The sequence below is a fragment of the Cytobacillus sp. FSL M8-0252 genome (assembly GCF_038007345.1).
In the GTDB taxonomy this organism is placed as follows: domain Bacteria; phylum Bacillota; class Bacilli; order Bacillales; family Cytobacillaceae; genus Cytobacillus; species Cytobacillus kochii.
This window is the reverse complement of sequence record NZ_JBBOWZ010000001.1, coordinates 1,424,743-1,444,630: the sequence shown is the minus strand read 5'-3', so window position 1 is coordinate 1,444,630 and position 19,888 is coordinate 1,424,743. Positions and strand designations below refer to the sequence as shown.

Sequence of the window (19,888 nt, the reverse complement as noted above, 5' to 3'; positions counted from 1 at the left end):
TGGATGGTTTTTCAATATTATATTAGATAAAACGTATTTCCCTCAGGTCCTAACGGTAAGTGACCAGCCTCAATTAAATTAACAATTGATAAAAAGATATTTTTCCCCTCGGCTAGCTCCGCTGTGCATGACATCACACTCACATACATGGCTAAACCAACTAGGTATTCTAAAGTTTTCATATCTTCAAATTGCTGAAACAGATGTGAGTAAGCACCATGAAAGACGAGTTCCGGCACGCGATCACCTAAATCCAAAAGGTACTTTTCATGACCATCTTCCTTAATCTTGTGGCTTAACTCTTCTGGAATTTCTTTTAAAGATTCCCATATTTCACTTCCCTCAAAAGTAAGACGGCTAATCGTTTCTGGTACTTCTTCTTTTAATAACCACTTTATTTCATAAGAATTCACGTTAAGATCATTCATAAATTCAATGACTTTTTCCTCTGACTCCAGGTTTTGCTGTCCAACCTTCTTCCCCCAGTGAATAGCTTGTAATCTATTCACCATTGCGTCAATAGATTTTTTCTGCAACTCAACTTCTGCAACATTCATATTCTCAGACATGTATCTTCCGCTCCCTTCGATGGTTTATGTTAATATTTTGTTGTTAATTCAGGTGGTCCAAATTTAGGACCATAAGGACCTTCATCTAACCAACGTCCCAATCTAGGAATAATAGATACAAGTGATGCAGCTAATTCACGCTTCATATTCATATCAGAAGCATTTCCTTGTAAATGATGTAGGGCTGTGCTTGAGCCGTCACGGTTCCACAAAGCTGCAATTCTACGTTCATTTGCCACCGCTTCAATAGCTTCTGTTCGCTCTTCTTCTGAATTAGCTTTTAGGGCTTTTTCGATTCCACGAACCGCTAACAGTGCATCAGGAACACCAGAGTTTAGACCGCGAGCACCAAATGGAGCGAATAAATGAGCTGCTTCCCCCGCAAGAAGAACTCTGTGTTTTTCATCTGTAAACGAGTTAGCAACAACCTGATGAAAACGATATGTTGATACCCATGTAATTCTTTCCGCGTATTTGGAATCCATTACTTTTGGCAGCCACTTTTTCACTCCTTCAAGATCAGAAAACTCTTCTGGATTATCGTTTTCTAACAGTTGAAGATCCACACGCCAGCCACCTTTAAAAGGAACAAACATCACATTACGTCCTCCCATAGCAGGGTGTTGATAATGGAATGTTCTCTCAAGAGGTAGAGGATTCTCCGCGTCTTCTTTAACATCGACGACAAGAAAAGTATCATTTGTTCTCGGACCCTCAAACTTTAAGCCAGCTTGTTCCCGCACTACAGAACGAGCCCCATCACTACCAATAATGTATTTAGCTTCCCATTCTTCACCAGATTTCGTCGTTAAAATAACATGATCTTTTTCAATAACTAATTTGTCTACAGGTGAATTCCAGGAAAACTCCACACCAGCTTCCAAGCATTCTTCATAAATATGTTTTTCAATTTCATCTTGATGAAGTGCTGTAAAATGTGGTAGTTTATGAGGATCCTTGTTATTCGTTATTCCATAATTACGCACATACACTTCTTTACCTTTGTACAAAGTTCTTTTTACTGGCCAGATAATTCCATTTCTTGCTAGAGTAAAACCAAGTCCTTTTGATGTTTCTTCTAAGAGCTTTAACGTGGCACTATGCAGATAAATAGCACGACTCCCTGGGCGTGCACGTCCAAATCGTTCAGCTTCGATCACAACAGATGAAATTCCCTTTTTTTGCAAAGCAAGACCTGCTACAAGTCCAACCGGACCAGCACCAACAACGATCACATCACATTTTTTTCTATTTGACATATCCTTCTCCCCTTTAATTAAAATGTTTTCTTCTTGTCTTGATTATAAGAAATTATAGTGAATATTCTTATCCTTTTGTTCTTCTATACGGAACAGGAAAATAGTTTTTTTCTAAAACCTCTATTAAAATTTTTCTAAACATAATAACTCTACTAACATCCATACAAAAAGACTCATAGCAGAAAATCTTTCTACCATGAGCCCTCAAAACTAGCATTCTATTTCTCAACTGCGTAACAAACATCTACCTCAAATCCACCAATTTGTTCAATTTCAATTTTCACCTTGTCACCATGCTCAATTGGTCCAACGCCTTCTGGAGTACCTGTTGCGATAATATCTCCAGCATTTAGCGTCATATTATTACAAGCGACTTCAAAACATTTATAGCAATCATAAATTAAATGCCTTGTACTTCCATCCTGACGTATTTCTTCATTTACCCACAAAGTCATTTTTAAATCATTAGGATCTTCAATTTCATCAGCAGTGACAATCCATGGACCAATTGGTGTAAACGTATCAAACGACTTTCTCCATGTTCTCTCTTCATTTCCTCTAATTGATATATCTAAAAGAGCAAAATAACCAAAAATATAACTTTTCGCATCTTCTGCTTTTACGTTTTTCGCTTTTTTACCAACAATATAGCCAAGCTCTGCTTCATGATCTGTTCTGCGGTCTTTAAATGGTAGAATAATCGGGTCGGTCGGTCCTGATAGTGATTCAGGAGATTTTAGAAATAATGCTAAATCTTCAATTGTTCGCGGGGCATTATTAAACATTTTATTCATTTCAATTTGATGATTTTTATAGTTAACTGGTGCAGCCCAAATTTTCTTTGTAGATGGTACAGGTGAATGAAGTTTTACACTAGATAAAGGATATGATGTACTCGTTGCTAAGGCATCCTCTATTCTTCCTTTCAACACATCAAAGTTTTCAATAAGATGTTGAAAAGATTCACCTGGATTAGACGGCTTCCATTCAACTGCATTTGATACGTCAATGATTTGATTTCCTTGAACAATTCCAAGTAAATTTTCATTAAAAATTGCGATTTTCATCCAAGGCTACCTCCTTATCTTAACGCTAGTTTTCCGGTACAAACACTTTCTCTACAATTTGATGACCATCGTTATCTTCGTATACTTCACTGTACTCAAGGTCTAATTTTTGCATAACAGGTTTATCATTAAACGAAAACAGAAACACATCACTCTCTCCAGTGTTCACATGTTCATGCAAACTCCAAGGCGGTAAGATAAAAAAGTCACCTTTTTCCCACTCAAACTTCTCCCCATTAATGACCGTATATCCTGAGCCCTCAAGAACGTGGAAGATGGCACTATGCACATGTCGATGTGCTTTTGTTTGTTGACCAGATTTTAGCTTTTGCATCATCGTTCCAATTCGCGAATCTGCAGAGCCTCCTGTTGTTGGGTTAATATATTCAATCGCATAGCCATCATAAGGATCGTTATCTGCTTCTGTCATTTCATCTAATAAATACTTCACTCGATCAAACTTATATCCAAAGATTGGTGAAGGATAACCAGGCTCCTTTGATTCATTAAGTTTCTTAAAAGCACCCATTGAAAATTGCTTTGTTGAATAATTTTCAGGTGCTTCCATCGGATAGGTTTCTTCTTCATATGGTTCAAAAAACGAGGCAGCCATTGTTTTCACTAGTCCAACATCTAGTCCATCAAGCCAAAACATCGGCTCCGTTCCTTCGTGTTTATGTTCATGCCACGTCCATGCCGGAGTTAATATCATATCTCCGCGCTCCATATATGTTTTCTCACCATTAACGGCTGTATATGCTCCGTCTCCTTCAATAACAAAGCGAATGGCTGACTGTGAATGATGGTGTGATGGTGCACTTTCACCTGGTAAAAGCAATTGAATACCAGCGTAAAGAGTATGAGTACCATAACCCACAAGACCTCGTTTTAATAAACTTGGATTTTGTAAATAAACAACGCGTCGCTCAGCATCTTTACCTGGTTCAAGTAATTCGCCGGCTTTTAACACATATTCTCGGATTGTTTTCCATTTCCACAAATATGGTTCTACATCATGAACAGGCTCCTTTGTTACCATATGTCCGAGATCATACCAAAGTGGTCCTAAATGCTGCTTCTTCATCCCTTCGTAATACTGATCCAATTCTTCTTTAACAAACATATCGTTTTTAGCCATCTTCATTCACTCTCCCTATATAGGATTACGATCTATATTTTTCTTCTTTGATAATGATGTCAGCAATCCTGCGTTTTATCTTTACAAAATCCTTCTGACTACTTCTCACAAGTCGGCATGCAAGTTGGGATAACGATTCTTCATCACCTAAATGTGGCAAAAGGTTTAATGCTCTTATCGCTAATTGCTGTGATTGTTCATGTGTGTACAATATCGTGTAATCGAGCTTTTGCTGGTTTCTATCGAAGCCAGATAATTTAATCACCTTTTCTGTTCTCAATATCGCACTCTCAATTGCATAGATACTTGAAACAAGGTCAGCAAGGAATGCTGCAACTTCTTGTTCTTCGTTTAACATGACCAAATCATATTTTTGTATAGAAAAAATCATTGCATGATACAATTTTTTTAATAGATGAAGAGTTTGTTTTTCCTGAATGAGAATTCCATCTTGCGCTTTTTTTTGCTCAATTGGCTTTTCATATGTTTTAAGTATTGTTAAGGCTATATTTAATCGATTAATTTCGTTTGTCCCTTCAAAAATACGAGTGATTCTGGAATCACGATATAATGTCTCAATTTCGTATTCGGCCATGTATCCGTAGCCTCCATGCATTTGAAGGGATTCATCTACAACAAAATCTAGTGTTTCTGTTGACATCACCTTATTGATAGAGCATTCAACCGCCAAATTGCTTATTGCTGTTGCAATATCTTCTTGATCAGCTAATTGGCTAAAAGAACTTTCTAGCAATCCTGCTGTTCGATAGATAGCACTTTCATTTACATATGTTTTGATCACCATATCGGCAATTTTATCTTTAATTAAATGAAAACTAGAGAGTGGCTGGCCAAATTGTTTTCGCTGATTGGCGTAAGTGACCGCTAACTCAATCGCATGCTTGGCTGTTCCAAGTGATGTGGCAGCTATTTTATGTCGTCCAAGATTTAAGACATTAAGTGCAATGATATGCCCTCTTCCAATTTCACCAATGATATTTTCCTTAGGAACCTTCACATTGTCTAAAATAATCGAACAAGTAGAAGATCCCTTTAGCCCCATTTTCTTTTCCTCTGGACCAATAGATACTCCATCGAAGTTTTTTTCTATGATAAAGGCAGTAAACCTATCTCCCTCCACTTTTGCAAACACGATAAAAAGACCCGCAAAACCAGCGTTTGAAATCCACTGCTTTTCTCCATTCAAAATATAGTAACGATTGCATTCAGAAGGAACTGCTGTTGTGTTTAGATTCATAGCATCAGTTCCAGCTCCAGGCTCTGTTAATGCGTAAGCTGTAATAAGATCACCTGTTAAAATGTCTGGTAAGTATTTTTCTTTTTGCTTCTCTGTTCCAAAATAAGCAATCGGAAGAGCACCAATCCCAGTTTGCCCGCCAAATGTTATCGCAAAAGAACGAGCAGGTGCCATCTTTTCTGAAAGTATCGTTGCGGAGACTTTACCAAGACCTAGACCTCCAACAGCCTCTGGGATATCTGCACTAATTAATCCGAGTGAACCAGCCTCTTTCATCAGTCGTACCGCTTCATCAAATTGCTGATTTTCTATTTTTTCTAGGGATGGTCTTACATCTTTCACAACAAACTTCTCAACTAAGTCTTTCATCATTTCATGTTCCTGATTAAAATCCTCCGGAATAAATACTTCATCAACTTCAACATCATTCGTTAAATAATGCTGTTTCTTTTTTTCCCTGAGCATATTTTAAACCTCCACAGGCTGATCAGGTTGTAGTATTTTTGCTCGAACTTCTTCCGGAATTGGCTGTGCTTTTGGCTTTTCTTTAAAAGAAGTCCAAGCACGAACTTCATATCCTTTTGCTATTTCTTTTTCTCCTCTTAAGAACACATGACTAATTTTAAACACTTTATTTTGAATTTCCTGAACTGTGCTTTGAACTCTAACAGAATCTTCAAATAAAAGAGGTTGTTTGAATTGGCAATTTGCCTCAAGAATCGGACAGCCTATTTGCTGTTCTTGGAATAACTTGGAAGATGGATATCCTATGGCTGATAAATATTCATGTGTTGCCTCATCCATCCATTTATAAAAATTGGGATAAAATACGATACCTGCAGCATCTGTATCGCCCCATCTCACCTTAAATTCATAGTTGTTTTTCATATAAAGGCCCCACTTTCACTTTAGACAGGGCGACTTATTTCCCCTGCCAATTGATCTCGTAACTTTAGCTTTTGAATTTTCCCACTAGCTGTTACTGGAAAGTTCTTTGTGAAAATTACTTTCCCAGGCAATTTATAGATAGCAAGCTGTTCCTTTAAATAGTCTTTCAGTTCCTCTTCTGTGCATGTTTTTCCATCTTTTAACCGAATGACAGCACAAACAATCTCACCTAGTGTTTCATCTGGAAGTCCGACCACAGCTGCTTCAGCAATTTTCGGATGCTTCATTAATACACCTTCAATTTCTTGTGGGTAAATATTGAAGCCACCTCGAATAATCATTTCTTTTTTCCTACCAACAAATGTTAAATGACCTTGTTCATTTAATTTGCCTAAATCACCTGTATAGAACCATCCTTCATCATCCAATACATGGGCCGTTTGCTCAGGCAGCTTATAATAGCCTTTCATCATCCCAAAACTTTTGATTGCAATCTCGCCAACTTCATCATTTGGAACCGCTTCTCTTTGATCATCCACTATTTTTAATTTCACACCAGGAATTGGCTTGCCGACAGTTTCACAGATATTATTTTCTTCATCATCGTATGGTGTCATTGTCACTGAAACAGTTTCTGTGATTCCATAGGATTGACAAAGGTTAATTCCCATTCTTTCTCTAATTTCCTTCATTTTTGCTGGTGAAATAGCAGAAGCCCCTACGATTCCTGCTCTTAAGGAAGACAGATCATATTGATCAATATTCTCTGCTTCCAATACTTTAATAAACATGGTTGGAACACCTTGTTTGATTGTTACCTTTTCTTGTTGGATTAACTCTAACATTTGTTGTGGATGGAATTTTTCTTGCAACACCATTCGCGCTCCTGATGATACTGCACAATAGAGATTAATCGCCATACCAAAGATATGAAAAAACGGAGCAGCAATCACAAATACGTCTTGATCTGTACAATATAGTTGTCTTTTTATTGTGTTTGCTGATTGTACAACACTTCGATGTGTAATCATGACTCCTTTTGGTATTCCTGTCGTTCCAGAGGTATATAGAATACAATTAATATCGTCAGTTGTATCAATTTTTGCTTCTTCTACTTCATTTTCATGTTTTACAAGTAATTCATCATACGATGGAAGACCATCCAGCTTGCATTTGACCGTGATCGCTTCAGGTACAACATAAAGAACTTCTTTGAATCCAATGTTTTCTTCAAATTCTTTCGTAGCGAAAAGAATTTTAGGTTCAGAGTTATTTAGAATAAAATTCACTTCATGTTTTTTATACTTTGGGTTAAAAGGAACAAGAACACCCCCAAGTTTAGCGACAGCAAAGAAGATAATGGCCGTTTCATAAAAATTAGGTAATGCTACAGCAATTCGATCACCTTTCTTTATCCCCTTAGCCCTTAACCCTGCTGCAATACGATTCACATCTTTAAAAAACTCAGAGTATGAAACACGTTTCGATAAGTCGTATATGGCTTCTTTTTCTCCATACTGGGTAGCTGTCCTTTTCAGTAAACCATACAAGGTCATTTGATCTTCTTTATGATTCATGCCTAGCATCCCTCTCCCTTGTTTCTATTCTTAACAAGTGATAGATATTGAAATTAGTATATTTATAAGGGTATATTTCCTAAAATCGATCTCATTTCATATTAATAACGTTCGATACAACGCTTTCATTTCCTTGAAAATTCAAAATATTTATTCCAGAAAACAATTATAATGCTTCCCAAACAGCTGCAATTCCTTGACCGCCTCCGATACATACTGCGGAAGCCCCGTATTTTTTGTTTCTTCTTCTTAGTTCATAAATAAGGGACGTTGAAATTCTTGTTCCACTTGCAGCTAATGGGTGTCCAATTGCAACCGCTCCACCATTAACATTGCCGATTTCTAAGTCAAATCCTAACACCTTTTGGCAAGCAAGATACTGTGCCGAAAAGGCCTCGTTAATCTCAATTAAATCTAGATCTTCTATTGTCATATTTGCTTTTTTCAATGCACCTTGAATAGCTGGAACCGGTCCAATTCCCATATACTTTGGCTCAACACCGACTACTTCCCAAGATACTAAACGTGAAATTGGTTTTAAGCCACGCTCAGCCGCATAGTCACCCGATGCAACAACTATTGCAGCAGCTCCATCCACCATTCCACTAGCATTCCCAGGTGTAACCACACCATTTTCAACAAATCGTGCCTTTAATTTAGCAAGCTGTTCCAAACTTGTGTGTCGAACATGTTCATCCTCTGAAATCACTTTATCGCCTTTTCGTTCCTTGACTGTTACCGGAACAATTTCTTCCTGTAAATAGCCCTTTTCTCTTGCTGCCAATGCACGTTCATGACTTGAGAGTGCATGTTGATCCACTTCTTCTCTTGTTACATTGTATTTTGCAGCAAGATTTTCGGCTGTTTCTCCCATCATGCAATCTCCATAGGTATCATAAAGACCATCCCATACCCAATCCTCAACAACTGGTGCACCAAGCTGACTTCCCCACCTCATTCCACGAATAACGTGAGGCACCTGACTCATGCTTTCTGTTCCACCAGCTAATACTACATTTGCTTCATTTGTTAAAATATAGCGCGCAGCCGTTAAAACCGATTCAAGGCCAGTGCCACATAAGCGATTAATGGTTAGAGCAGGAACATCAATCGGTGTTCCTGCCTTTAACCCAACATGTCTTGCTAGAAGATGAGCGTCTTTACTTGATTGCTGAACATTTCCAAAAACTACTTGATCTACATCTTCACCAGTAATTTTTGCTCTTTTTAATGCTTCTGTCGCTGCAATTGCACCCAAATCAGTTGCGGTAATCTCACGAAACGAACCGGAAATCTCGGCAAATGGTGTTCTTGCTCCTTCTAAAATCACGATATCTTTCATGGTATTTCACCTCATTTTTTAGTGATGGTGTTTCTTATCTCCCTGTATAAACAGGTTTTCTTTTCTCCACAAAAGCTTGAAGTCCCTCGATTCTGTCTTGAGTTGAAAAAGCATTCCCAAAGCAAGTACTTTCAATGATAAGTCCTGATTCTAAGTCCGTATTTCCACCAACGTTTACTGCTGTTTTCACCATTTGAAGCGCAACTGGAGGCTTTTGTGCCAATTTCTTTGCCCAGTCTTTTGCTGCACCAAGAACCTCTTCAGCTGGAACTACTTTGTTAACAATCCTTAATTCTAGTGCTCTATTTGCATCAAACATATCACCGAAGTAAAGAAGTTCCTTAGCTATACCTTGACCAACAATTTTTTGTAATCGCTGAGTTCCGCCACCACCAGGGATGATTCCTAAACCTACCTCTGGAAAAGCAAATTTTGCTCGATCTGAGCTAATTCGCAGATCACATGCTAGAGCAAGCTCTAAGCCTCCACCAAGTGCTAAACCATTAAGGGCAGCAATAACAGGCTTTGTCGTTTGTTCAATTTTAGAAAAGACGGTTCTAGATACTTTGTTCATCTTATTAACACCAACAAGATCAAGACTAGCCATTTCGTTGATGTCAGCTCCTGCCACGAACGCTTTCTCACCGCTACCAGTAAGAATGATGGCACGGACTTCATCGTCTGCATCTAATACATCAAATAAGGTTGAAAGTTCTTGAAAAACAACTGTGTTCAACGGGTTAACCGGTGGTCTATTAATCGTTACCACCGCTACATTTTCTTCAATTTCACATAATAAAAATTCATAAGTCATTATTAAGTCCCCCTTCATTATTCGTAATCGTAAAATCCTGCACCTGTTTTCTTACCGTGACGTCCTGCTCTCACTAACTGTTTTAATAATTGTGGTGGAGCAAAATGGTTATCATTAAATTCTTCTTTAAAATACTCCATCACATGGTAACCAATCTCGACTCCTGCATAATCTTGAAGTGTGAACGGTCCCATTGGATAGTTCAATCCAAGCGTTACAGCCTTATCGATATCTTCAGCTGAAGCAACGCCTTCCTCTAATAGCTTAATTGCTTCAATAAATTGAGGAATCATAATTCTATTTACGATAAACCCAGGAGAATCTTTCTTTACTTCTACTGGCTCTTTCGAAAGTTGTTTGGATAGCGCTTTCAATTCTTCGATGGTTTCATCACTTGTTTTATAGCCACGAACTACTTCAACAAGCTTCATGAGTTGTGCTGGATTAAAGAAATGCATCCCCGCCACACGGTCTGGACGTTTTGTTGAAGAAGCAATTTCTGTAATAGACATGGACGAAGTGTTTGTAGCTAGAATGCAATTTTCATTAACAATATTATCAAGCTTTGAAAATACTTCTTTCTTTAAAGCAAGATCTTCTAAGACTGCCTCAATCACAACATCTGCTCCACTCATTTCTTCTAAACTAGTAGTTGTTTGAATACGGGCAAATGCTTCTTGCTTTTGCTCTTCAGTCATTTTTCCTCTTTCCACACTTTTGCTCATAAACTTATCAATACGTTTAAGAGCACCATCTAAAAAACGCTCCTCAATATCATTTAAAATAACATTAAACTTATTCATAGCTGCTAGATTCGCAATACCCGCTCCCATCGATCCAGCACCAACCACACCAATTGTTTGAATCGCCATCTCATCTCATCCCCATTCTCTTTTTTCTATAGGTTTATTATAGCTTTCACTGGAAAGGGATTGTACCTACACAATGTAGGAATAAAATTGTGTAACTTCCTATGTTTTGTAGGAAGGGGCAGTGCCTGGTCACTTCCCGGAATTTGTCAAAAAAAACAGCCCAACTCATACAAGTTGGACTGCTTCTACTAATAATCTAGATCTTCTTCAATCGCTCCCCATGCATATCATGCAGCTTGAAAGCCATCATTAAATTAAACCTGATTTCAGCATCATTCAAATCAACATTTAGTAGTGATTCAATTTTTTCAAGTCTGTATAACAGGGAACTCCTGTGGATGAAAAGCTCATCTGAAGTACTTTTAATATTTCCGTTATTTTGCAGGAAAACGTATAAAGTATGATATAAATCTATGTTTTTATTTTCTGTGTAAGTTAATAGAGGATCCAGCTGACTTTTTATAAACAAGTTTACCGCATTAGATTGATCGAGATGGTGGAGAATTGTATAAGCTCCAAGATCTTCATATAGTGAAAAAGCGATATGCTTCATCCTAAGATTCATAACATTTAATGCTAGAAGTGCCTGTTGGTAACTTACATAATAATCTTTCATATTGCTTGTTGATGAACCAATCCCCAATAAAATCTTACAACCAGAAAACACTTCTAATGACCATTTTTCAATATGATCATAAAGGTTTTTCCAATACTTTTTACTTTGGGCATCATCATCCACTGGGATTAGCAGGATATAGTTTTCATCATGTGACACTGTTAATATCCGAGAATCAAACTTTGCAAGATGTGACTTGATCGCATCCCATATAAGCACTTTTTTTGCTTGCTGTTCTAAAAGGTCATCTTCATCTATTGAAATCGTCAATACCGCAACACGATGACATTTGAAAATATCCCATTGAAACAGGTTAGCATATTGAATGATACTGTCTTGATCTTCGATTTTTTCCACCAACAATTTGCTAATAAAGCTATCCTTGACCTGTTCTTTTGTATCGAGAACAAGCTTTTGCTTAATAAACTGAATTGAGCATATATTTCGTGCCATCTCAACTGTTAGCTGGTCAAATTCATTCATCTCGCTAGCTGTATTGCAAACAGAAAGATATCCTAATAAATTCCCTCCACCATTTATTACCCAAAAAGAAAACACACAGTCATCTCTTTCAGGGTGTACGACAGTAAACTTCTCTTGTTTTTTCAGATTTTGCCTTAACCTATTCGCTTGTAGTGCAAGGTTATCAGGTAGATTGTAATCGTTATCACTGTTTCGGAAGTTAAATGCAATCGGCCTCATAAATCGATCATATAAAACAACTGTTTCTTGAAATAGATCTGAGAGCTTTAATGTAATTCCTTCAAAATCATCATCTTCAACTGTTTTTTTCACAAGTGATTGTTGAAAATCTAATAAAAAGTGAAGACGGTTTTTATTATCTTTTTCACTTTTATATAATCGTGCATTCTCTAAGAGAGTCGCAACATGTGTTGATAGCATTTCTAATATTTTTAAGTCTTCTTCAGAAAAAGGTCTTTCGTATTTATTCTGAACATGAAGTACACCAATTGGTTTAAGATCAATTAAAAGTGGTACTGTCATTTGGGCGCATCCAGTTTCCTCAAGAAATGGAAAGTATTCCTTAAGTGCATAGTTATCCTCAATCATCATTATATCGGGATATTCCATTTCCCCATATACAGGCTTTTGTAAGTCAAAGCAATTCTCTTTCTCATTATATAAATACATACAAGCAAAATCAGCATTTGTTGATTTCCCAGCTCTATATGTTACTTCTGAAAAATGCTGGTCTAGAGAAGAATCGAGAGACTGATTTTTGCTAATCCATTCAATTCCCTCTAGCTTTTTCAACTGATTTTCCTTTTGTCTAGCCACAGATAGAGCGACGGCCATATCTTTTCCAAATTCCTCAAAATGACTTTCCATCTCAAGTAATGGAACATAACTTAAAAAGCCTACGATACAAAAACCAAAGTGATGAATGTCATCATTTAACGGAACAGTAAACCATGTTTTCACATTTTCTTCCTTAAGGATCTCTGTTAACCTGCAAGAATTATTTGTTGCAGAAGCTTTATATGTTAAGCTTTGACGAAGAAGTTTGGAGGAACAGTTTGCCGCTAAAAGAGGGAAATGCCTAAGGACTGAAGGAATATTTCCACTCCATGCCTTAGGAATAAAAGAATCTCCCTTACTCAAAACGACTCCAACAAAATCACAATATAATTCAGAACAGAACGAATCAGCTAAATATTGAAGCACTTCTTCTTCTGTATTAATTTTAATTAGCTGCCGGGATGTGGTTCGTAGATGATGCTCTACTTTTTTCATTAGTATTTCTCTCTTACTGTATGACACACAATAACCCCCTATTTCCGTTTTTCTTGATACTAATAGTATAAAAGAAGAAAAACTTAATTGAAAAGGTAATCGTGATTGTTTAAACGATTAATACACTTGATAAAATGAAATTTGAACATCATTTGGTCTTCTAATTCCTTCACCAATGAAAATCATTCGGTTCAAATAAGAGTACTTTTCACTGCTCGTTTCAAAAGACGGAGTAGTTTTGAAATAATAAGAACCATCAGGAACCTGCTCACCACGAATAATTTTATCTATGATTTCTTTAGGACCATGTCTATATCCTTTATTAATCACATAAATGGGTACGCCATCGTCCGTTTCAATTACATAGTGAGCAAGAGCTTCTGTTACACCATCATATCTTATAATCTGGTAATCTGCTCCACCTGAAAGGACTTTGCCTTTTATACCATTACCTTCAAAAGTACCTCCAATAATCGGAATAACTCTCCTTATTCCTGTTCCAACGTCCCCAACTTCAATTGGGTTATCTACCTGAATATTTGCTTTAAAAACAAATGTCGTTTCCATCTACAAAATCCCTTTCTTTGCTGAAAACTTTTAGACACTTAAACAAAAATAGCAAATGGGCAACCTTCTACCATTCTTAAATTTCATAAAGAATAGTAGCGAAGTTAACCCATTTGAAGGTAAAACCTGACCAATTTATTTTGCCACATTCACTGGGCGATTTGCTGGTTTAATCTCTTCTTTTGCTTCATAATAATCTCCATGTTTTTCCTGGACAAACAACATAGCAATTCCACCAAGTAATGCAGCTCCACCGATTGCGACAAAATTAAATTGCGGTAATAGATTCATTGTTAATAAGAACCCAACAAAGGTTGGCGCTACAATTCCTCCAATACGACCAAATGCCATCGTGCTTCCAAGTGCAGTGGAACGCATGCTAGAAGGATAGTATTGAGAAACAAATGCATTGGAGATGTTCTGTAATCCAACTGAAGCTGCACCAATGATCGCAATTAATACAAAAGCGATTGCCATACTATTAGTTAATCCGATAAAAGATAACGCTAAAGCACCGCAGAAGAATAACGGAACAAGAACCTTTTTAAATCCAATTTTATCAACCAATCGACCAAAAATAATCGTACCTACAATTGCTCCTATTTGCATGACAGCCGTAAATGCTAGACTTGAGCTAAGATCATAACCTGATTGCATCATAAGACGCGGCAACCATGTATTCATAGAATAAATTAAAACAAAGGCACTAAAGCAAGATATCCAGAACATAATGGTACTTAACGCACGCTTATCTGCAAAAAGCTTCACTACTGGTGAACCAGGTGCTTTTGCCGGTGGCTTAACAAATTCAAACTCTCCACCAGTTCTTAAGCTTGGATCAATTTTCATTAACGTTTTTCTAGCTTCCTCTTCTTTCCCTTTTTCAATAAGAAACCCTACCGACTCTGGAATACTTTTCAATAAAAAGGGGATAAACAAAAGTGGAATACCCGCTAACCAATATACAGGCTCCCAGCCAACTGTTGGTAATAGAGAACGGCTTGTAAGTGCTGCTGTAAGTGCTCCAATAGAATATCCACAGAAAATAAAAGAAACAATAGCAGATCGAACTCGTTTTGGAGAAAACTCAGTAGCAAGAGCAATAACATTCGGCATTACCCCACCTAAACCAATCCCGGCAATGATTCTAAATACAGCAAATAAAATTGGGCCTGTCGCAAAACCAGATATCATGGTAAAGAAACTAAATAAGAACGTTGTCAGCAAAATAATTTTTTTACGACCTATTTTATCAGACAGCATCCCAAAAATAACTGCCCCCAAAGCTGTTCCAATAACAGTGTAACTACCAATTGCACCAGCTGTTACGTCTGAAATTCCCCACTCTTGAATTAATGATGGAACAGACGCACCATAAACGACAACATCATAACCATCAAAAGCAATAACCAAAAACAACCAAGTTATTAGCCAAACATGAAACGAAGAAATTTTACTATTATCAATAACATTCATCGGGTTAATCACTTTCATTTTGTTAGCCCCCTATTAGATATTTTGGTAAACGCTTTCAATTTTATCCCGCTTATCCAAATATTCAGTTTTCTTGTATTTATTGTAATAGAATAAGAAAAGAATAGTTAGCTACTTTATGTAGGAAAAAAAGAAATTTGTTTCGTTAAATTTGTGGAAAGAGTTTAATAAAAAACTTCAATCCTATATTGGACTGAAGCTACGTTATAGAATTTTATTCATGTTCCAACAACTGACGAATTTCATTAGGGATCACAACAGCTTTAGGTTTTTCACCAGACAGATTCCCCAGACTCTTAATTCAGTACCAATAGCTATAATGTCATGACCCTTATGAAAAGTATGCTTTACTAAGAAAACTTTACTATGAATCTCTTTAATCTCTGAATATATCGTCACATTATCATCAAAAAAGAGAGGTTGCTTAAAATCATAACGGGGTACAGCCAACATTTTCCTGACGGTACCCCTACTAGAGAACATATCGAGAATTATTTAGCACAACTTTATAACTATGCAAAGAATAGATTAAAAAGGAAAGATTCTGATCCGAATGGATATATTGTCAAAAACATATCTATAGTTAATAACTTTTTAAGGTAGATTGAACGTTTAGAATATAGCATCGCACCAGAAAAGCCTGTGTATAAGCTTATATATCCAGAAGACTATCCAAATGTTGGTAAAAAATCAGATGACGATATAGATTATATTCCGGAGTTTGTACTGGAGCAACTTTTTAGACATATCAACGACCTTCACCCAGATGTTCAGCCGATTGTTTTGGTAGCATTTAAGACCGGATTACGTATTAGCGATACATTAGGGTTGACTCAAAATTGTTTGATTCAGTTAAATGGAAAATATTCTATACAAACAGATATTGAGAAGCTGTATATTAAAGGTCATAAAATACCCATTGATGATGAACTATCGGATTTAATTGCCGTTTTAATACATAAATCTAAAGAACGTAGTAATGATGATAACAATCCCGAAAAATTTATCTTTGTTCGTTATACAGGTACCCGCAAGGGTAAACCATACTCTCAAGGTTGGGTAAGAGATAAACTTAACGAACTAGCTGTTAAAAAGAATATTACTAATGAAATGGGTAACGTCTTTCACTTCGGAACCCATCAATTCAGACACACCTACGCTGTAAAGATGTTAAATGGTGGAGCAGATATTTTAGTCGTACAGGACCTGTTAGCTCATGCATCTCCCGAAATGACGTTGCGATATGCTCGTTTAGTAGACGATACAAAAAGAAAAGAATTTGAAAAGGTTGTTAAACAAGGTGTATTTACGTTTGATTTAAATGGTGAAATACAACAGGTAGCAGAAAATGAGGACATTCCAGAAGACATATTAGATATGATGTGGAAAGATGAGAAATTAAACGCATTGGACAACCCTTATGGCACTTGCCGTGCAAGAGTGAACGGAAATTGCCCACTAGCCGCCGAACCTCCTTGTCTGACAGCAAACGATGGAAAGCCTTGTTTTGACTTAGCTGTTGGTATGGATAGTTTTGATGTAAAAAAGTATGAACTACTAATTGAGTCTGTGACTAAAAACATTCAAGTTGCAAAAGAGTATGGTCGAGAAGAGATGGTAAAAGCGAATGAAAAGAACCTAGAGAGATACCAAAATATCTATGAAACAATCAAAAATGGGAATGTCATTTTTGGACGCTTTGATCGTATGAAGAGACAATTAGAACGAAAGAAAAAGAAAGGTGTTACGAATGGCTAATTTTGACCGTGAGGAGCAATTAAGGCAGTTGCATAAAAGGAGAAAGCAAACAACTAAGAATAAGGTTGAAGAAGCTATAAAACGTCTTACAAAGGCTTCTAAGGCTATTAATTATAATAGTGTGGCAGAAGAAGCTGGAGTTAGTAAAGCAACCCTTTACAACCATTCTGAGCTTAAAGAACGTATTAATTTCTTGCGCAATCAACAAGACAAAGCATTTGTAGATAGGGGTACAGCCAACATTTCGGAAATTTTGTACGCTAAGCAAATTTCCATCTAAAAAAGCCGATTTTTCCTACGTTAAGGAATCATCGGCTTGATATTAAGAGATGGTTATCCTGCACAACAAGATAGTTTGGATACATCTTTGTCAAACGTTAGAGCAGCCAGCTTCAGTCCTTCTGCCATTGTCAAATATGGTGCAAGGGTTTCGCGAAGATCCTCTACGGTTAAACCGAATTTGACAGCTAATGTCGCTGCATAAATCACGTCTCCTGCGTTTTCTGCCACCACATGAGCCCCTAATATTTTCAACGTTTTCGCGTCCGCAACCAGTTTAAACACGCCTGTTGTTTCCCGATTAACCAGTGCTCTTGGAACGGCATCTAACGGCAAGACGGAAGTTTTCACTTCATATCCTTTCTCTTTTGCCTGTTGCTCCGTTAAACCAACTGTTGCAATTGCTGGAGCTGTAAATGTAACCCCCGGAATCACTTCTAAATTCAGCTTTTTGTTCAGTCCACCGATAGCATTTCCTGCCGCAACTCCACCTTGATAAGCTGCTACATATACAAATTGGGAACCAAGCGTGACATCTCCTGCTGCATAGATGCGTGAATTCGTTGTTTTTGAATACTCATCGATTACGATTTCACCACGGGGGCCTACTTCAACGCCTGCATCCTGTAAATTCAAGGTTGCCGTGTTTGGTGTTCTTCCTGTGGCAACCAGTAATTGATCTGCCTCAATGATTCGCTTCTTGCCATTTACCTCAACATGGACCTTTTTAATGTCTCCATCTTGTTCGATTCGTTCAAAAGATGCTCCCGTCACTAAGTTGACCCCTTGTTCTGTCAAGGCTTGCGTGATTGCTTCTGAAACCTCAGGATCGTACTCCTTTAATAATTGCGGGCTTCTTTGCATCAACGTGACTTCTGAACCTAGATTATGGAAGAGTTGTCCCAATTCCATCCCGATATATCCAGAACCGATGACCGTAAGACGCTTAGGCACCTTCTTTAATTCAAGTAGAGTTGTGCTTGTTAAATAATCGACTTCATCCATTCCAGGAATGTTTGGCACTGCTGGTGAAGCACCTGTCGCGATTAAGAATCGTTTGGCTGACAACTGCATGCCATTGACTTCAACGGTTTTTTCATCTACGAATTTCGCTTCGCCTTTGATTAATTCAAAGCCATAGTCATCAATCAAATCCACATATTTTGAGTTTCGAAGATCCGTCACCAGTTCATTTTTCTGCTTGATCAATGGTGCCAAATCAACGTCGCCAGCTGACGTGTGCAATCCGATGAATGGATTATTTTTTGCCAGATGATTGATTTCGCCAGCCCGAAGCAAAGTCTTTGAAGGAACACAGCCGATGTTCACGCATGTTCCACCAACCGTACCACGTTCAATGATTGCCACTTTTGCTCCGTATTTCACGGCTTCGATGGCAGATGAAAAGGCAGCCCCACCAGAACCGATGATGATGTAGTCATAATCACCTTCATCACCTAACTGCATCATTTCTTGCGATTGTACTTCTTCTGCTTTGCCTGGTTGATATTTCGCTTCAGCAATCGCTTTTTTCGCTGTTTCAACCTCTAAGCCATTTGGTAGCTCAAATACAGCTTCGCCACGACGAAAATCTACTTCAATCCCTCTTGCACCCATGTTTTCAAGAGCAACAGCTACATGCTCTTCACAACCCGTACAAGTCATCCCTTGAACGTTCACTCGATATTTTTTCATGTTAACCCTCTCCTTTTATTCGACTCCAAGCCCGAAATCCGAAACTGCCGTCTTAATTGCCTGTAAATCCGTTTTCTTATCATCAAAGGAAACCGTTACTTCGCCCTTGCTTCCACTGACTTTAATGGCTGTTTTGCTAACGCCATCTACCTGTTCCAGGACGCTTTCTACAACAGACGGCGGACAACAATCCATCCCCAAAACCGTGAATGTCCCTGTTTTAGATGTTTCAATGGTAGCTTTTGCTTCCTGCTTAGCATCCATAGTATTTTGTGCTTTTTTTCGTTACTACACGCACTAACCACCAGCAGAAGGGATAATGCCATCATAATCCTGATTATCTGTACTCTCATATATAGCACCCCAATCTTTATAGTCAACTTTCAACTAGAAATAAAAAAAGAAACATGCCGAAAACGAAAAACGTCGTAATCCATAAGCCAATGACAGAACTTTTACTTTTGCCCTTTCTCCCATAAACCATGTAAAACGAGTAAGCAAGAAGGATAATGGTAACGATGCTGAACAATAACCGATACTTTAGTGAATAGAAGGCTAATGCTCCTGCAAATCCAGTTAGTCCAAGAGGAATGAAAATCAGTGGACCTAGGCAGCATGCAGCCATAACAAAAGCTGAAAATACAGTAGCTACTTGCGACACTTTTTCCTTCATGATTTAAACCTCTCCATACTGCAACAATCATGCGTTTTTGTTTCCTTTTTTGTTTCTGGGTCAAGTTTTCTCCAGCCCTTGAAAAGAGCAAAGACAAATAACAGACCCATCACGATGAAAATAACATCTTTAAAGTCCGTGAAGTATGAACCCAGTGCCGTTCCTGCAACCAACGGAAGCAGTAAAAACAGATGACACGGGCATGTGATTAGTGCGACAAGAAACCAGCCTGAACTTTTTATTGTGTTTTTCATCCTGTTTCACCTC

The 19,888-nt window shown here is 37.6% G+C and carries 17 protein-coding genes and 2 pseudogenes; 2 read left to right on the top strand and 17 right to left on the bottom strand.

Going from position 1 to position 19,888, the window contains the following annotated elements:
- Positions 1 to 17 precede the first annotated feature (17 nt).
- The 13 genes from MKX83_RS07460 to MKX83_RS07400 form a co-directional block, all read right to left on the bottom strand.
- The gene (locus tag MKX83_RS07460) at positions 18 to 569 is read right to left on the bottom strand and encodes a hypothetical protein (RefSeq protein ID WP_341054872.1); all 552 of its coding nucleotides are present in this window, start codon (positions 567 to 569) and stop codon (positions 18 to 20) included.
- A 29-nt stretch (positions 570 to 598) separates the two neighbouring features.
- Positions 599 to 1,828, bottom strand: a complete 1,230-nt coding sequence (locus MKX83_RS07455; protein ID WP_341054870.1) for an NAD(P)/FAD-dependent oxidoreductase — start codon at positions 1,826 to 1,828, stop codon at positions 599 to 601.
- A gap of 218 nt (positions 1,829 to 2,046) precedes the next feature.
- Entirely contained in the window at positions 2,047 to 2,895 is an 849-nt protein-coding gene (locus tag MKX83_RS07450) for a fumarylacetoacetate hydrolase family protein (RefSeq protein WP_341054868.1), read from the bottom strand.
- Positions 2,896 to 2,920: 25 nt separating this feature from the next.
- Complete coding sequence (locus tag MKX83_RS07445) at positions 2,921 to 4,033, bottom strand: cupin domain-containing protein (RefSeq protein ID WP_341054865.1); 1,113 nt, start codon at positions 4,031 to 4,033, stop codon at positions 2,921 to 2,923.
- Between the two features lie 25 nt (positions 4,034 to 4,058).
- Complete coding sequence (locus tag MKX83_RS07440; RefSeq protein ID WP_341054863.1) at positions 4,059 to 5,756, bottom strand: acyl-CoA dehydrogenase family protein; 1,698 nt, start codon at positions 5,754 to 5,756, stop codon at positions 4,059 to 4,061.
- Positions 5,757 to 5,759: 3 nt separating this feature from the next.
- Complete coding sequence (locus MKX83_RS07435) at positions 5,760 to 6,179, bottom strand: acyl-CoA thioesterase (protein WP_341054860.1); 420 nt, start codon at positions 6,177 to 6,179, stop codon at positions 5,760 to 5,762.
- 20 nt (positions 6,180 to 6,199) lie between these two features.
- On the bottom strand, positions 6,200 to 7,756 hold the full coding sequence (locus MKX83_RS07430; protein WP_341054859.1) for a class I adenylate-forming enzyme family protein: 1,557 nt from the start codon (positions 7,754 to 7,756) through the stop codon (positions 6,200 to 6,202).
- A gap of 166 nt (positions 7,757 to 7,922) precedes the next feature.
- Positions 7,923 to 9,098 (bottom strand): acetyl-CoA C-acetyltransferase, encoded by a 1,176-nt coding sequence (locus MKX83_RS07425; protein ID WP_341054857.1) that lies wholly within the window; start codon positions 9,096 to 9,098, stop codon positions 7,923 to 7,925.
- 34 nt (positions 9,099 to 9,132) lie between these two features.
- Positions 9,133 to 9,912 (bottom strand): enoyl-CoA hydratase-related protein, encoded by a 780-nt coding sequence (locus tag MKX83_RS07420; protein WP_341054855.1) that lies wholly within the window; start codon positions 9,910 to 9,912, stop codon positions 9,133 to 9,135.
- A gap of 17 nt (positions 9,913 to 9,929) precedes the next feature.
- A complete protein-coding gene (locus tag MKX83_RS07415; protein ID WP_341054853.1) occupies positions 9,930 to 10,784 on the bottom strand; it encodes a 3-hydroxyacyl-CoA dehydrogenase family protein in 855 nt (284 codons plus the stop codon).
- Between the two features lie 196 nt (positions 10,785 to 10,980).
- A complete protein-coding gene (locus MKX83_RS07410) occupies positions 10,981 to 13,182 on the bottom strand; it encodes a helix-turn-helix domain-containing protein (RefSeq protein ID WP_341054851.1) in 2,202 nt (733 codons plus the stop codon).
- Between the two features lie 90 nt (positions 13,183 to 13,272).
- A complete protein-coding gene (locus MKX83_RS07405) occupies positions 13,273 to 13,722 on the bottom strand; it encodes a DUF3237 domain-containing protein (RefSeq protein WP_341054849.1) in 450 nt (149 codons plus the stop codon).
- Between the two features lie 135 nt (positions 13,723 to 13,857).
- Positions 13,858 to 15,216, bottom strand: a complete 1,359-nt coding sequence (locus MKX83_RS07400) for an MFS transporter (RefSeq protein WP_341054846.1) — start codon at positions 15,214 to 15,216, stop codon at positions 13,858 to 13,860.
- A gap of 471 nt (positions 15,217 to 15,687) precedes the next feature.
- Between MKX83_RS07400 and MKX83_RS07395 the strand changes: the two are divergent.
- Positions 15,688 to 16,974: pseudogene (locus MKX83_RS07395) on the top strand (tyrosine-type recombinase/integrase); the annotation flags it as partial.
- Positions 16,967 to 17,200 (top strand): annotated as a pseudogene (locus tag MKX83_RS07390) (DUF6262 family protein); the annotation flags it as partial. The pseudogenes MKX83_RS07395 and MKX83_RS07390, both read left to right, overlap by 8 nt.
- Before the next feature lie 107 nt (positions 17,201 to 17,307).
- Here the strand turns inward: MKX83_RS07390 and merA are convergent.
- The 4 genes from merA to MKX83_RS07370 all read right to left on the bottom strand — a co-directional run bounded on the left by merA (position 17,308) and on the right by MKX83_RS07370 (position 19,875).
- Entirely contained in the window at positions 17,308 to 18,948 is a 1,641-nt protein-coding gene (gene merA / locus MKX83_RS07385; protein WP_169189105.1) for a mercury(II) reductase, read from the bottom strand.
- Between the two features lie 15 nt (positions 18,949 to 18,963).
- Positions 18,964 to 19,212: a mercury resistance system substrate-binding protein MerP gene (gene merP / locus MKX83_RS07380; RefSeq protein WP_169189106.1), complete on the bottom strand. Its 249-nt coding sequence runs from the start codon at positions 19,210 to 19,212 to the stop codon at positions 18,964 to 18,966.
- A gap of 112 nt (positions 19,213 to 19,324) precedes the next feature.
- Entirely contained in the window at positions 19,325 to 19,621 is a 297-nt protein-coding gene (gene merT, locus MKX83_RS07375; RefSeq protein ID WP_169189107.1) for a mercuric transport protein MerT, read from the bottom strand.
- On the bottom strand, positions 19,618 to 19,875 hold the full coding sequence (locus tag MKX83_RS07370) for a hypothetical protein (RefSeq protein ID WP_169189108.1): 258 nt from the start codon (positions 19,873 to 19,875) through the stop codon (positions 19,618 to 19,620). Before MKX83_RS07370 ends, merT begins: the two co-directional genes overlap by 4 nt.
- Positions 19,876 to 19,888: the final 13 nt, after the last annotated feature.